This window comes from Ferrovibrio sp. GW821-FHT12E11, assembly GCF_058806975.1.
This window is the reverse complement of record NZ_JBXAQG010000001.1, coordinates 2478896-2493501: the sequence shown is the minus strand read 5'-3', so window position 1 is coordinate 2493501 and position 14606 is coordinate 2478896. Positions and strand designations below refer to the sequence as shown.

Genomic DNA, 14606 nt, shown 5'->3' with positions numbered 1-14606 from the left:
TGTGCCGAACCGGCCAAGCTGCCGGCCATGACCGATGCCCCCGGCCGCTCCACCTTCTCGACCGCCAGCCTGCTGCGGCGCGATTTCACGGCCGCCGACTGCCGCGAGCCGGTGATCGGCCAGCTCTACGATTACTGGCAGGACCGGCGCGGCGCCCATCGCTTTCCCGGCCGCCAGGATATCGACCCGCTCGACATGAAAGCCGCGCTCGGTGGCATCACCATTTTCGAGGTGCATCGCAATGCGCCGATCCCCGGCCGCCTGCGCTTCCGCTATCGCCTGATCGGTTCGGCCATCGTCGCCCGCGACGGCTTCGACCATACCGGCAAATGGCTGGACGAACTGCCGCTGAAGCAATACCGCGCGCTGCTGCTGGGCCGGCTGGAAATGCTCTGCGCCGACCCTGGCGTTCTGCTGGTGCACAACAAACAGTTCTATGATGAGCGCTGGTACGATTACGAAGCGATCTGGCTGCCGCTCGCCACCGACCACCAGACCGTCGACATGCTGATGGCCTGCCAGATTTTCGCCCGCCGGCCGTCGGGCCATGTGGGCCTGCCCGTTGCCTGACGAAGCCGTGCCTGACGCGATCACCCTGCAGGCCTGCAGCGATGCCGCCGCCTGGGCGGCGGCGCAAAGCGCCATGCGCCGCAGCGTGCTGGAGCAGGGCTGGTGCTATGGCGCCGCCGTCGATGCAGCCTCCACCGGCAAGGTCTGGCCCGAACGCTGGCTGATCCGGCGTGGCGATACCGTCATCGGCATGGCGCAGGTTTTCGTCCGCCGCATTCCCCTGCTCGGCCGTTTCGTGCGCCTGGTGCGCGGGCCGCTCTTCATGCCCGGCCTCGACCGCGCCGACCGCAACGCAGCGCTTGGCCTGCTCCGTGCCGCCTATCCCTGGCGCCAGCGCTGCCTGCTCTGGTGGCTACCGGAACTGAACGGCGGCTCGGAGTCCGATGCCGCGCTGGCGCAACTGGGCCTGCGGCCGATGGTGACCGGCTATTCCTCGATCCGGCTCGACCTGATGCCGCCGCTGGAGCGCCTGCGCAAACAGCTCGACGGCAAATGGCGCAACATGCTCAAGACCGCCGAGAAGTCGGCGCTGCTGCTTGAAGTGAGCAGCGTCGCCGATGGCAGCTGGAATGCCGAAGCCTTCGCTGCCCTGATGGGCGAGCATGACGAGCATCGGCTGGAAAGCCGCTTCCTCGGACCCGATGCCGCCTTCTACACCGCCTTTGCCGCCAGCGTCGCCACGGCACAGGCCGGTGAGGATGCCATATTACTCTGGGCCCATGCCGGGCCGCATCTGGGCAAGCTGCGTCCGATCGCCGGCATCCTGGTGCTGCGCCATGGCGCCGGTGCGACCTATGCCATGGGCTGGAGCAACGAAGCCGGACGGCTGGTGAAGGCGCATTACCGTCTGCTGTGGCGGGCGGTGGCCGAGTTGAAAGAACGTGGCGTCACCGATTTCGATCTGGGCGGCGTGGATACCGAACGCGGCGCCGGTGTGGCGCGCTTCAAGCTGGGCCTGGGCGGCGCGGTTTTCACCCTCGCCGGCAGTTATCTCTGAGGCGAAGCATCCATCGCCGAATGTGACAGTTTGCCGCGGCAACAGCGCGGATTCGGCGCGATTCAGCCCGCTGGCTGCCCCCTGGTTGTGACCCCTGCACCACAGGGGAAAAAAACCGCCCCCGAGGGGTCGTTTTTGCTTGCATCAGGGGGGGATTGGCCCCATACCCCCCTTCCAGAGACTGTTTGGAAAGTTGCGAACTGGCCGTCGGCCCGGACATCGATCCGACCGACCGGAACCACGGGGCTTTCCCAACAGTCTCTCTGCCAATCGGACACCCCTTTCATCTTATCGGGGTTGCCGCTCATTTCCCGGATTGCCCACAGCAATCCCCGTGGTGGAGAGACCAGTATGACCAAGAACTCCCTCAAGCCTGCCCTGCATGCCGTGCCGACCGACGAGACGGCGGCCGACGAGCATTTCATCTGCAAGGACGGCATGCGTTATGCCGGCATGCATCTGATTATCGATTTGTGGGGCGGCAAGCACCTGGATAACCTGGCGCTGGTAAAGCAGACGCTGACCGAGGCCGTGGCCGAGATCGGCGCGACGCTGCTCAACATCGACCTGCATCATTTCGAGCCCAATGGCGGCATCTCGGGCGTGGCCGTGCTGGCGGAAAGCCACATGTCGATCCACACCTGGCCGGAAAAGGGCTATGCGGCTCTGGACGTCTTCGTCTGCGGCGACTGCCAGCCACAGAAGGCTATTCCGGTGCTGCGCCGCGCCTTCCTGCCCGACAACATCCAGTGCACCGAACTCAAGCGGGGCCTGGTCCTGTGACCACGTGGTTTAACGAGACGCTCTACAAGGGCTTCCGCCAGAGCCACGAAGTCAAGAAGGTCCTCTTCGAGGGCAAGTCGCAGTACCAGAATGTCGGCGTGTTCGAGAGCGGCCGCTTCGGCCGCGTGCTCGCGCTCGACGGCGTGGTCCAGTGCACCGAGGGCGACGAATTCGTCTACCACGAGATGCTGACGCATCTGCCGATCCTGGCCCATGGCAAGGTGCAGTCGGTGCTGATCATCGGCGGCGGCGACGGCGGCATCCTGGAAGAAGTGCTGAAGCACAAGTCGATCAAGCGCGTCACCATGGTCGAGATCGACGGCAAGGTGATCGAGGTCGCCAAGAAATACCTGCCCAAGATCTGCGGCAAGGCCTTCTCCGACAAGCGCACCAACCTGATCGTCGGCGACGGCGCGGCCTATGTGGCCGAGACCAAGGACCGCTACGACATCGTGATCGTCGACCGGCCCGATCCGGTCGGCCCCGCCACCGTGCTCTTCTCCAAAGCGTTTTACGATAACTGCCGCCGGGTGATGAAGCCGGGCGCCATTCTCGTCGCCCAGAACGGCGTGCCCCATATGCAGGGCCCGGAACTGACCGACGCGATCAAGCTGTTCCAGAAGATCTGGGCGCATTCGGGCACGTATCTGGCCGTGGTGCCGACCTATGTCTGCGGCTTCATGTCGATGACCTGGGCGTCGGACCGCGACATCACCGATGTCGATCCGCGCCATATCTTCGCACGTTTCGACGCGGCGAAGCTGCCCAAGCTGAACTACTATAATCCGGAGCTGCATTTCGGCGCCTTCGCGCTGCCGAATTTCGTCGCCCGCCTGCTGCCGGCCCTGCCGAAGGCAAAGGCCGTGAAGAAGCCGGCCGCGAAGAAAAAGCCTGCACCGAAGAAGAAAGCCGCGCCGAAGAAAAAAGCCAGGCGCTAGACGCTGGACGAATACTCACAAAAAGCCCGCCGGTGATCCCGGCGGGCTTTTTGTTTGGCGCGAGGCTGAAAGGCTTCAGACCTTCATGGGCAGGATCACCATCGGCACGCCGCGGCTGTGCAGTTTCCGCTGCAGCGCCAGCGGCGTCGAATTGTGCAGCAGGCGGGTGAAGACGTTGTCATTGGCAAAGAGCAGCTTGGAGGCGAAGAAGACCGTGTTGGGGAAGGTCTCCAGCACTTCGCCGGCCAGCTTGTCGAGCAGCTCGACCGTTTCGGTGCCATAGGCGCGGTAGGTGGCCGTGGCGATGCCGCGGCGTTCGCACCAGTTGGAGAAGCGCTCCAGGCGCGTATCGATCTCCACCTGCATCCGCGCGACCTTTTCCTGGCCGTGGAACTGCTCGATATCGATCTCGCCCACGGTGAGGAAGACCACATTCTTGAACTGGTTGGGGAACAGCGTCAGCGCCGCCAGCAGCGTATGCATGGCCACGCCGTCGCGGCCGCCAAGGAACAGCGCCGCCGTGCGCCCCTTGGGATCGGGCACCAGGTCGCGGGCCGGCGGCGCGCTCTGGGTGTTGCCGAACAGCACATCAGCCTCGGCGAGCTGACGGTTCACGCTGTCGTAATGGCGCTTGATCGAATAGCCGAGGAAGACCACGAAGCCGGTGGCCAGCACGGTGAACCAGGCACCATCCATGAATTTTTCGACCAGCGTCACCAGCAGGATCGAGAAGGCGACGGCGAAGCCTACGGCCGACTGCAGCATGCCGATCACAAAGCCCTTTTCCCAGCGGTGCATGACCCAGTAGCGACACAGGCCGGCCAGGCAGAGCGAGAAGGTCAGGAACACGTTGATCGAATAGAGCACGACCAGGAAATGCACCTCGCCATCGGTGACCCAGAGCGCGCCGATGGCGGCGGCGCCCATGACGATGACGCCGTTCTGGGTGACCAGGCGATCCGAGAGCTGGCTGAACTGGTGCGGCATCCAGCGGTCGACCGCCATGTTGGCCAGCACGGCCGGGCCGCCGAGGAAGCCGGTATTGGCGGCGACGAACAGCAGGGCGGCGGCGAAGATCAGCGTGATGGTGAGTGCCACCGGCACCAGCAGGCTGTCGCCGAACAGCTCGCTCAGGATCGACTCGAAGACCACGGCATTCAGCGTCTTGCCTTCTTCGTAGCTGACGTTCCACAGCAGGTAGAGCACGATCAGGCCCGCCGCCATGAAGGCCAGCGACAGCGCCATGTAGAGCATGGTCAGTTTGCCGGTCTGCACGCGCGGCTCGCGCAGCATGTTGACATTGTTCGACACGGCTTCAATGCCGGTATAGGTGCCGCCGCCCATGGCAAAGGCCTTCAGCAGCAGCGCGATGACGCCGAACAGGCCAATCGTGCCGGCGAGGTTCTGGGTCTCGCTGACGGTGGCCGGGATCAGGTCGGGCAGGGCATCGGAATGGGCGCCGATGCCGACGACGATCAGCAGCACATGGGTGACGACAAAGCCGAGGAACAGCGGCAGCAGCAGCGCAATCGGCTCTTTCATGCCGCGCATGTTCAAGGTGGTGAGCATGACGACCACCAGGAATTCGATCGGCAACTTGTAGGCCTGCCATTGCGGCGGCAGCAGGCTGAACAGCGCGTCCACGCCGCTGGCCACCGAGATGGCGATGGTCAGCACATAGTCGATAATCAGCGCCGAACCCGAGACGAGGCCCGCATGGGGGCCGATCAGTTCGGTGGCGACCTTGTAGCCGCCGCCGCCATTGGGAAACAGCGCGACCACCTGGTTATAGGCAAAGGCGATGATGAAAACCGTGAGCCCGGTGGCGATGGCCAGGTAAAGCGCCAGATGGGTATGCCCCTCCAGCGCCAGGAAGGCTTCGGCCGGGCCGTAGTTCGCCGAAGACAGACCATCGGCGCCAAGGCCGACCCAGGCCAGGAATGCCGCCAGGGCGATATGCTGGCGCACCTTCGGCGAGAAGGGATCGAGCGGTGCGCCGAGGAAAAGACGCTTGAGTCGTTCGAGACTCAGCCAGGAAGGTTTCATAGCAATGATAACGGAGGATGAGAGAGGCGGTTGCCTGTCGCTGGGGGCGTTTTCATGTCAAACGCGGCGCGATCCTCTGCCTGAAACCAAAAATCGTCAAGAGTCGGCTGTGAATTCCGAATTTGATAGAGATTACCGTGCCTTGGCGGCAGCGAAGGCGAATCCGGCAGTGGAAAACACCGCCGCGGCCAGCACCGCCACGAGAACGGCGGCGTAGCCGTCGCTCACGTCCCAGATCAGCGCCGCCAGCGAGGGCGCAATGGCGGCGGCGATGCTGGCCGGCAGGCTGAGCGCACCGTTGATAGCGCCGACGCCCGCGCGGCCGAGCAGATCCGGCGCCGCGGTACCGCGCAGGATGGTCATCATGCCATTCGCGGCGCCATACAGCGCCGCAAAGACGAACAGCGCCGGCACCACGGCCGGAAACAGCATCAGCAACAGCACCGCGATCAGGAAGGTGCCCATGACCAGGATGCCGGTGGCGACTGTATCGATGCGGTGCACGAACAACAGCAGGATGCGGCCGGCCACCTGCGCCGGGCCGATCACGGCCAGGATGCCGACCGCGATGGCCAGCGGGATGCCGTATTCGCCGAACATCGGCACGAAGTGGAAGGTCAGCATCGCATGCATCAGGCCGTAGAAGGTGTAGCAGACGGCAAGGCCCCAGAAGACCGGATGGCGCAGCGCCCGATGCAGCGGCCCCTTCTGCATCGCGGTGCCGGCGGATACTGCTGCGATATCCGATGGCGCCATCTGGCGGTCGCGCAGCATCAGCGCATGCACCGGCAGGCAGAAGACCAGATTGCAGCCCGCCATCAGCAGCAGGGCATCGCGCCAGCCCAGGCCCTCGATGGCCCAGGCGATCAGCGGAATGAACACCGTGCTGGCCAAGCCACCGGCCAAGGTCAGCACGGTGATGCGCAGCTTGAAGTTTTCGGGGAACAGCCGGGTCAGCACGGCAAAGACCGGCGTGTAGAGCGTGCAGGCCTGACACAGGCCAAGGCCGAACCACAGCAGGTAGAACCCGACCAACGTGTCGACGCGCGACCAGGCGACAAACAGCAGCGCCGCGCCGAGCGAACCGACGCTCATCAGCATGCGGCCGCCATGGCTGTCGATCCGTCGTCCCACCGGCACCGCCATCAGGCCCGCGACCAGCAGGCCGAGCGACAGCGCGCCGTTCAGTTCGCCGCGGCTCCAGCCGAGTTCGGTCTCCATCGGCAGGACGAAGAGCGGGAAGCCATAGAAGATGGTGCCCCAGGACACCAGCTGGGCGAGAGACAGGGCGGCGACCAGCGGCCAGCCGTCGCGGCGATAAGCGGACAGAAGCATTGGGCTGGTTTATAGCGCCCTTCCCCGCCATCGTGCATGAGATTTTCTTATGCGGCGCGAAAGCCGGGACTGCCGTCCCGACCTTCGCTGCACAGATGGATCACTCCGCCGCACTCTGCAGCGGTGTGGCTGGCATACCCGCGTAAATCTCGCCTTCGCCATGGGCCTTGAACAGCTCAAGCAGGCGCTTGCGCATGATGAGGCCACCCTTGTCGGACGGCATATGCGCCTCGATGCGACGCGAGATGTCGATGCAGGCATCGGCATCGGTGGCTTCGAGGATTTCTTTATCCTCCAGCGTGATCACCGCGTCCCAGTCGATCAGCTCCTGGGTGCTGCACTGGTCTTCGCTGTCGTTGCGATACAGCCACTGCACGAGTTGAATCCTGCCATCTTCCATCGGCGTCGCGCAGTTGAAGATGATGTGCCGGAGTCCGCCGGGATATTCCATGTCGAGGCGGCGGCAGAACGGCATGTACCAGTGATTGCGCATATGCCGCGTGGTGGTCGGCGCCGTGGTGCCGGTGACGCGATGGGCAATCGGCGGATTGGCGATCGGCACGATCGATTCGGCATAGAAGCCGTAATCGGTCTCCTTCATCTCGTATTTCTCCGGCTTGGGCTGGTCGAGCTGGCCGAAGGTGGATTTGTGCACGAAGGAGAAATGTGCGTTGTCGAAGGAATTCTCCAGCATGCGGATCGGCGCGCAGTTCCACTGTTCATAGAACTGGTCGATACGGCGGAAGCCGGGATCGCTGTCTTCCGGGATGTCGAAGATCTCGGCCAGCGGTTCTTCCAGCGCCACCCAGGCATAGCCATAGCGCGACTGGCAGCGGTAGCTCGGCGTCTTCAGCGTGCCCGAGACGGCGGCGTTGTCGGGGTATTGCGGGATGCGCACGCACTGGCCGGTCTTGTCATAGGTCCAGCCGTGATAGCCGCAGACGATGTTGCCGTTCTCGCACCAGCCCTTAGAGAGCTTGGCCGTGCGGTGGCAGCAGCGGTCGGCCAGACAGGCCGGCTTGCCGTCCGCATCGAGAAACAGCACCAGGTCCTCACCCATCAGGCGGAAGGGCTTCGGGCCATCGGCCAGATCCTTCAGCTTCACGGTGGCATACCAGAATTTACGCAGGGTCTTCTGCTTGGTCGTCAGCATGGATAGGACATCCTATCGCTCAGGCCCCCGCGGTCGCCGTCATAAGGCGGACCGGTGGGACGGGGCCGCCAGCCGGCCTACCGTGAATGGTCGCCTCCGCTGGCCGGGTCTTCGACCCGTGTCCCGGAAATATGCAAATCCTGCACCACGGAGGGCCAGTGTTTTCTTGCCTATGTTGCAAAGAATGATATATTATAACATTACTTGATTGATGAGGCTGCCATGCGCCGTCGCCAGTTCCTGTCTGCCGCCGCCCTGACCACCGCCGCTTCGGGCTTTGCCTGTCTTGCGACCGCGCCGGCCCGCGCCCTGTCGCTGGAACCGCTGCCCGGGCATCTGCGCCTGACGGTGCCGCCGGTGGACGGCACGCTGGACTGGGACCTGCTCGCCAGCGCCGGAGAAACCCGCTTCCAGGATGGCGCCATCAGCCGCTTTCCGGCCGCCCTGCGCAGCCTCGACGGCCAGGCGGTCACGCTGACCGGCTATATGATGCCTTTCCGCGATGGCGCGGAGCATAGCGAATTCCTGCTCGGCGCCCTGCAGTTCCACTGCCCGACCTGCATGACGGCCGATCTTAACCGGCTGGTCGCGGTCAAGGCAGCAAAGCCGGTGACCTTCGCCGAACGCCCGCTGCTGATCCGCGGCACCCTGCGCCTGCTGGAAGACGAGCAGTCGCCGCTGTTCTACCGGATGGACGGCGCCCGCGCCGTCTGATCCGGGCGGTCTGACGCCACGTCATCCGCATAACGATTGCAGCCCGCTTGTCATCAGGCGGGCTTTTTCGTACTGGGGCGGTATCGTATCGCCTGGGTTCACAAAAATGACGACCTCTGATTCTGCGCAGCGCCCCGAGTCTTCGAAGAAACTGCGCGCCACCCTGATCGGCACCATCGCCATCTGGCTGTGGGCCGCGCTGGCACTGTTCACCACGCTGACTCCCAGCGTGCCGGCCCTGCAACTCACTGCCATGACGTTTACGCTCTCGGCGCTCGCCGCCGTGGTGCTCTGGATCATCCGGGGCGATGGCGTGGTCAAGCATTTCCGGCTCAGCCCCGCCGCCTGGGCTTTGGGCGTCGGCGGGCTGTTCGGCTATCACGAGCTGTATTTCCTGGCGCTGAAACTGGCGCCGCCGCTGGAAGCCAGCCTGATCAACTATCTCTGGCCATTATTGATCGTGCTGTTCTCGGCCTTGCTGCCGGGCGAGCGGCTGCGCTGGTTCCATCTGGCTGGTGCAGCCCTGGGCCTCGCCGGCACCGTGATCTTGATCGCCGGCAAGGGCGAGCTGGGCTTCGACTGGCGCTATGCGGCGGGTTACGCCGCCGCCTTCGCCTGCGCCTTCACCTGGTCGACCTATTCGGTGCTGAGCCGGCGCTTTGCAACAGTTCCCACCGATGCGGTCGGCGCCTTCTGCGCGGCAACCGCACTGCTGTCCTGGATCGGGCATTTTGCTTTCGAGACCACTGGCGTACCAGCCGATATGAAAGAATGGGCCGCGGTGATCGCGCTGGGCTTAGGCCCGGTCGGCCTCGCCTTCTTCTGCTGGGACCATGGCATGAAGCGCGGCGATGTACGCGCGCTGGGCACAATGGCTTACGCGGCCCCGCTGCTCTCGACCCTGCTGCTGATCCTGTTCGGGCAGGGCGCGCTCACCCTGCCCGTCATTCTTGCCTGCGCTTTGATCGTCGGTGGCGCCGTCTTAGGCACCGGCGACCTTCGGCGTCGCACCTGACGGCATGTCTTCGCTGCGCGGTGCCCCAACAGGCGACTCCGTGGGCGAACCGCCAGGGAAGACCAGCGCCGACAGGAAGATGCTGAGGCCCAGCGCCGCCAGCACACCGAACAGCGTGTCGAAACCGCCGCCGCGTTCGTAGACCAGCGCGATCAGCGGCACCGCCGTGGCGCTGGCACCAAACGACAGCAGATAGCGCAGCGAAAACGCCCGCGCCCGCCATTCATCCGAGGTATAGCGCGCCACCATGGTGTCGTTGATCGTCACCTGGCCGAAGACCGCGAACATCACGCCCAGGCAGGGTAGCACCAGCCACCAGCTTTCCGTGTAGCCGGCCAACAGAAGACACGGCGCCTGCAGGAAGGACACGACAACGAAGATCTGCTTCAGCGTATAGCGGTCGACCAGACGGCCGATGATGAGCTGCGCCATGGCGCCGGCGAGATAGACCATGAAGACCAGCATGCTGATGCCAACCGGCGTACCGATCAGATCATGCATGCGTTCGCTGAACAGCTTGGGCAGCACGATGGTGGCCGCATTGAACACCACGCCGCCGCTGACGCCGACCACGGCCAGCACCGCGAAGGCGCGGATGGCAATGGCGCGGGGCACTTTCACCTGCGGCTTGCCCTTGCGCGGCGGGCTGGCATGTTCGGGCACCATGGCCAGATAGGCGATGCCGAAGCCGATGGAGACCAGACCCGGAAGGATGAAGGCGTAGCGCCAGCCCAGATACTGCGCGATCGCGCCGGTGACCAGCGCCGCACAGGCGACGCCGACATTGCCCCAGACACCGTTGGTGCCGAGCTCGCGGCCGAGTTTTTCCGAACCGAGCGCTTCCGCATGCGCGGTGAGCATGGCCGTGCCGACCGGATGGTAGATCGAAGCGAACAGCCCCATCAGCGTCAGCGCCACCGCCAGCATCCACAGCGAGCTGGTGCTGCCGGCCAGGATCGCGGCACCGCCGATGCCGATGAAAAAGACGCCCAGCATGTTGCGCCGGCTCCACTTGTCGCCGAGCCAGCCCGATGGGATCGAGCCGGCACCGAAGGCGATGAAGCCGCCGATGGAGAGCGCCAGCAATTCGCCGTAACCGCGGCCGAAATCCGCCTCCATCGCCAGCACGGCGGTGGGAAAGATCAGCATGAACATATGGTCGAACAGATGGGCGATATTGACGTAGTTGATCACCCGGCGCGGCAGCGACATGGACGGAATCCTTGAGAGAAACGGTTGCAGGCTCCACCATAGGGGTGTCTGATAGTCATTGTCCTGACAGTTTCTATCGAGAATCGGACATGGCCCGCAGCACCAATGCCGAGGATTACCAGCGCATCGCCCCCGCCGTGGCGGCCATGCCGAAGGATTTCCCGGCCGGGTTCCATATCGAGCCGCACAGCCACGAGCGGGCACAGCTGCTCTATGCCACGCGCGGTGTCATGCGGGTCAGCACCGAACAGGGCGCCTGGGTGGTGCCGCCGCAGCGCGCGCTGTGGATTCCGCCCGGCGTCGAACACGAGATCCGCATGAGCGGCGCGGTGGCGATGCGCACGCTCTATATCGCCCCGCAGACTGCCGCGCTGCTGCCGCCGGCCTGCCAGGTGATCGAGGTATCCGATCTGCTGCGTGCGCTCATCCTCGCCGCCATGGAGGAACCAGTGGAATATGAACAGGGAAGCCGCGGCGCGGCGATTGCGCAGCTGCTGCTGCATGAGCTGCGTAGCGTGCCGGCTCTGCCGCTGCATCTGCCAATGCCGCGCGAGGCCAGGCTGAAGGCCGTCTGCCGGCGCGTGCTGGACCATCTGAGCGACGACACCGATATCGAGACGCTGGCAACGGAGGCCGGCATGAGCAGCCGCAGCCTGGCACGGCTGTTCCAGCGCGAGACCGGCATGGGCTTCCAGGCCTGGCGGCAGCAGGCGCGTCTGGCGGAGGCGCTGGCACGCTTAAGCAGCGGCCGTCCGGTGGCACTGGTGGCCAGCGATCTGGGTTATGCCTCTGCGGCGGCCTTCACGGCGATGTTCCGCCGCTCGCTCGGCACGACGCCGGGGAAGTATTTCGCTAAGGCGCCCAGCCCTTCGGGGCGAGCGTAAAGCCGGCGAAGTCGAAGCCCGGCGCGACGGTGCAGCCGACCAGGGTCCAGTCGCCCAACGTCTCCGCCGCCTGCCAGTGATCCTGCGGCACGATGCCCTGCGGCCGCTGGCCCGCGGCGATGTCATTGCCGAGCGTGATGGTCTGCACCGGCGCGCCTTTGTCGGCAGCGATCTGGAGTTTCAGCGGCGCACCCGCATGCCAGTGCCAGGTCTCGACGGCATCCACTTTATGCCAGTGGGATTTCTCACCCTGCTTCAGCAGGAAATAGATCGCGGTCGAACGGCTGCGGCCATCGGTATCGGTTGCCGGATCGCGAAAGGTCTCGACGAAATAGCCGCCTTCGGGATGCGGCTGCAGCTTGAGCAGGGCGATGATCTCGTCGGCCGTCATCAGAAGATCCGGTCGATAATGGCCAGGCCGACGTCGAGCAGGAACCAGACCCAGCCGGTGGCCAGCAGGCTGGCGACGATGGCGGCGATCAGCAGCGTGCCGTCGCGTTCGACCTGACCCAGGGCTGCCAGGATGATGGCCCAGGCCGGAATCAGGTTGCCGAAGGGGATTGGCAGCGACAGCAGCGCAGCATTCCACAGGATCAGCAGGCCGAACGGCCGGCTGGCGCGACGCCCCGACAGATGCAGGAAGCGCGGCCGCACATACCGTTCGATCTTCACGATATAGGGCAGCGCCGGCCGCAGCAGTTTGGCGATATCGCCGCGCCGGAAGCTGCGGGCCCGCCAGCTTTTCGGAAACCACGGCGTCTCGAAGCCGAGCAGCATCTGCACCGACAGCAGCAGCAGCGGTGCGCCGAGCACCGCCGACAGGCCGGGGGCAATCGGCGCCGGAATGCCGTTGGGCAGGGCGAAGACCAAGATCAGCAGGCCGAAGGCACGCAGACCGAAGGCGCGCAGCAGATCGTCCAGGCTGATGCGGTCGTCATCCCGGCCGTCGCAGAGCGCGGCGACGATGTCGCTGACCTTTTCGGGCGCCGCCGATTCGGATTCCGGAGCGTCGCTCATGTGTCACCGATACCCGGCAGGCGCGGCGCGACTTCCTCCACCTCGGCCTCGATCACATCATCGGTGCGATGCACATTGACCTCGAAGCTGGGCAAAGCGGCCGGCGCGCTCTTGCTCGGGCGGATGCCAAGCTGCGCCAGCTTGCGCACGCGCGGCAGCAGCCGGGCATTGACCGAACGGCTGAAGCTTTCGAACTGTTCGGTCGCCTGCTGCAACCCGCGGCCGACCTTTTCGGCGAGCGTCAGCGCCGTTGCCGTGCTTTCCACCAGCGCCGTCACGGCCTCCACGATCTTGTCCAGATTCTCGATCTGCTTGCCGCTGTCGATTTGCATGCGCGAAAAGGCGATCAGGGCGAACAGCGACGAGGGTCCAGCCAGCACCACGCCGGCCTCGATAGCGCGCTGCTCGAAATCCGGCGCCGCCAGCCGCAGCTTTTCCACCGCCGCATCGTTGGGCAGCGTCATGGCGACGATGCTGCGCTTCAGCACGCCGCCGCGTTTCGCATCCCTGTAGGCGCTCACCACCGCGTTGCCGTAATCCTTGGCGGTCAGGGCGCGCAGATGCGTGGTCATGCGCTGGGCCAGCTGCTGCAGCGCCGCCGCCTCGGCGCCCGCGCCTTCCGCCTCGGCCAGGTCGAGCAGCAGCTTCGAGGCCTTGGAATCGACCACCAGCACCGCGTCGCCGGGCAGGAAGATCACCGCATCGGGGCGCAAGCTGCCGCGGTCGCTGTCGCCGGCCACATGATACTGCAGCACGAAATCGACGCCCGGCTGCAGGCCGAAAGCCTTCAGCGTATTCTCCAACCCGATCTCGGCCAGCCGCCCGGCGCCACCTGGATGCGACAGCATGCGGTGAATGGCATCGACGCGCTGGTTGTCCTTCTGCTGCTGGGCCACCGTGCCGGCGACCACCTGCGCCACCGCGGTCATCTGCTTGGTCAGGCTTTCGGTGACCAACTGCACCTTCTTCTCGGCGTCTTCCTTCTGGGCCTCGGCCTCGCGCTTGTGGTCGGCCAGCAGCTTGTTGGAGAGCTGGGCGGCGGATTCCACGGCGGCCGCCCGGGCCGCCTGGGTGGCGGTCTCGGCCAGCTTCTCGAAAGCCTGGGTCTTCACGGCGAGTTCGGCGCGCAGGCCGGCGGCCTGGCGCTCGGCGTCCAGCCGGGCAGCCTGGGCGGCGGCGGCCTCGTCGCGGGCCTGGTCGACCTGATCGCGCAGCTCGGCCACCAGGGCCGCCTCACCGGCGGAAGACCCACCCCGGCGCAGCAGGAAAACCAGCAGGATCAGCACGATGGCCAGCCCGGCAAGACTGGCGATGGCGAGAATCGGCATTATATCCATGGGCATGGACGTTAAATAACAGCGGGCTTGACGGACCGCCAGCCCGCGGCCTATCTGACGCCCCGTAATATCACGGAAAGACCCTATGGCCCTGCTGCCCATCATCACGGCGCCCGACCCGGTTCTGGAGACTGTTTCGACCCCCGTCGAAGCGGTGACGGACGAGGTGCGCCAGCAGCTCGATGACATGCTGGAAACCATGTATGCGGCGCCCGGCATCGGCCTGGCCGCCATCCAGGTCGGCATCCCCAAGCGCATGCTGGTGATCGACGTGGCGCGCGAGGGCGAGGACAAACAGCCGCTCTACATCGTCAACCCGGAAATCACCTGGGTGTCCGATGACGACCAGCTCTACGAAGAGGGCTGCCTGTCGCTGCCGGAACAGTATGCCGAGGTCGAGCGCCCGGCCGAGATCAAGGTCAGCTATCTTGACCGCAACGGCGAGCAGCAGGAGTTGCAGGCCGACGGGCTGCTCGCAGTCTGCCTGCAGCATGAGATGGACCATCTCGACGGCATCCTGTTCGTCGACCATATCTCGGCGCTCAAGCGCAACATGATCCTGCGCAAGCTGCTGAAGCAGAAGCGCCTGACCGCCACCGCCTGAT

General features: G+C 65.1%; 15 protein-coding genes. 8 read left to right on the top strand and 7 right to left on the bottom strand.

Annotation, left to right across the window (positions count from 1 at the left end; all coding sequences use genetic code 11):
• The first annotated feature begins 27 nt into the window (after positions 1 to 27).
• The 4 genes from AC1ROT_RS12510 to speE all read left to right on the top strand — a co-directional run bounded on the left by AC1ROT_RS12510 (position 28) and on the right by speE (position 3288).
• Positions 28 to 570, top strand: coding sequence for a PAS domain-containing protein (locus tag AC1ROT_RS12510; RefSeq protein WP_492973448.1), 543 nt, complete (start codon positions 28 to 30; stop codon positions 568 to 570).
• Between the two features lie 7 nt (positions 571 to 577).
• Positions 578 to 1567, top strand: a complete 990-nt coding sequence (locus AC1ROT_RS12505) for a peptidoglycan bridge formation glycyltransferase FemA/FemB family protein (RefSeq protein WP_492999358.1) — start codon at positions 578 to 580, stop codon at positions 1565 to 1567.
• Positions 1568 to 1918: 351 nt separating this feature from the next.
• Positions 1919 to 2350 (top strand): adenosylmethionine decarboxylase, encoded by a 432-nt coding sequence (gene speD, locus AC1ROT_RS12500; protein ID WP_492973450.1) that lies wholly within the window; start codon positions 1919 to 1921, stop codon positions 2348 to 2350.
• A complete protein-coding gene (gene speE, locus AC1ROT_RS12495; RefSeq protein ID WP_492973451.1) occupies positions 2347 to 3288 on the top strand; it encodes a polyamine aminopropyltransferase in 942 nt (313 codons plus the stop codon). The genes speD and speE overlap by 4 nt, the downstream gene beginning before the upstream one ends.
• A 75-nt stretch (positions 3289 to 3363) precedes the next feature.
• Here speE and AC1ROT_RS12490 read toward each other — a convergent pair whose 3' ends face one another.
• The 3 genes from AC1ROT_RS12490 to AC1ROT_RS12480 all read right to left on the bottom strand — a co-directional run bounded on the left by AC1ROT_RS12490 (position 3364) and on the right by AC1ROT_RS12480 (position 7822).
• Positions 3364 to 5334 carry an APC family permease gene (locus tag AC1ROT_RS12490; RefSeq protein ID WP_492973452.1) on the bottom strand — a complete coding sequence of 657 codons (1971 nt, stop codon included), beginning with the start codon at positions 5332 to 5334 and terminating at the stop codon, positions 3364 to 3366.
• A 132-nt stretch (positions 5335 to 5466) separates the two neighbouring features.
• On the bottom strand, positions 5467 to 6669 hold the full coding sequence (locus AC1ROT_RS12485; RefSeq protein WP_492973453.1) for an MFS transporter: 1203 nt from the start codon (positions 6667 to 6669) through the stop codon (positions 5467 to 5469).
• Between the two features lie 100 nt (positions 6670 to 6769).
• On the bottom strand, positions 6770 to 7822 hold the full coding sequence (locus AC1ROT_RS12480) for an aromatic ring-hydroxylating dioxygenase subunit alpha (RefSeq protein WP_492999355.1): 1053 nt from the start codon (positions 7820 to 7822) through the stop codon (positions 6770 to 6772).
• 222 nt (positions 7823 to 8044) lie between these two features.
• Between AC1ROT_RS12480 and AC1ROT_RS12475 the strand changes: the two genes are divergently transcribed.
• Positions 8045 to 8536, top strand: coding sequence for a hypothetical protein (locus AC1ROT_RS12475; RefSeq protein ID WP_492999354.1), 492 nt, complete (start codon positions 8045 to 8047; stop codon positions 8534 to 8536).
• Positions 8537 to 8642: 106 nt separating this feature from the next.
• The gene (gene yddG, locus AC1ROT_RS12470) at positions 8643 to 9551 is read left to right on the top strand and encodes an aromatic amino acid exporter YddG (protein WP_492999352.1); all 909 of its coding nucleotides are present in this window, start codon (positions 8643 to 8645) and stop codon (positions 9549 to 9551) included.
• Here yddG and AC1ROT_RS12465 read toward each other — a convergent pair.
• A complete protein-coding gene (locus AC1ROT_RS12465; RefSeq protein ID WP_492973457.1) occupies positions 9519 to 10763 on the bottom strand; it encodes an MFS transporter in 1245 nt (414 codons plus the stop codon). The two genes, yddG and AC1ROT_RS12465, sit on opposite strands and share 33 nt — an antisense overlap.
• An 89-nt stretch (positions 10764 to 10852) precedes the next feature.
• Here AC1ROT_RS12465 and AC1ROT_RS12460 point away from each other — a divergent pair, with 89 nt between their 5' ends.
• Complete coding sequence (locus AC1ROT_RS12460) at positions 10853 to 11647, top strand: AraC family transcriptional regulator (RefSeq protein ID WP_492973458.1); 795 nt, start codon at positions 10853 to 10855, stop codon at positions 11645 to 11647.
• On the opposite strand, the gene AC1ROT_RS12455 is transcribed toward AC1ROT_RS12460, so the two are convergent.
• Genes AC1ROT_RS12455 through rmuC form a run of 3 tightly spaced genes read right to left on the bottom strand, consistent with a single transcriptional unit; the run spans position 11616 to position 13992 of the window.
• Complete coding sequence (locus AC1ROT_RS12455; RefSeq protein ID WP_492999350.1) at positions 11616 to 12038, bottom strand: cupin domain-containing protein; 423 nt, start codon at positions 12036 to 12038, stop codon at positions 11616 to 11618. The genes AC1ROT_RS12460 and AC1ROT_RS12455 overlap by 32 nt on opposite strands.
• Positions 12038 to 12664: an exopolysaccharide biosynthesis protein gene (locus AC1ROT_RS12450; protein ID WP_492999348.1), complete on the bottom strand. Its 627-nt coding sequence runs from the start codon at positions 12662 to 12664 to the stop codon at positions 12038 to 12040. The genes AC1ROT_RS12455 and AC1ROT_RS12450 overlap by 1 nt, the downstream gene beginning before the upstream one ends.
• Entirely contained in the window at positions 12661 to 13992 is a 1332-nt protein-coding gene (gene rmuC / locus AC1ROT_RS12445) for a DNA recombination protein RmuC (RefSeq protein WP_492973461.1), read from the bottom strand. The genes AC1ROT_RS12450 and rmuC overlap by 4 nt, the downstream gene beginning before the upstream one ends.
• Before the next feature lie 94 nt (positions 13993 to 14086).
• Here rmuC and def point away from each other — a divergent pair, with 94 nt between their 5' ends.
• The gene (gene def / locus AC1ROT_RS12440; protein WP_492999346.1) at positions 14087 to 14605 is read left to right on the top strand and encodes a peptide deformylase; all 519 of its coding nucleotides are present in this window, start codon (positions 14087 to 14089) and stop codon (positions 14603 to 14605) included.
• Position 14606 lies beyond the last annotated feature (1 nt).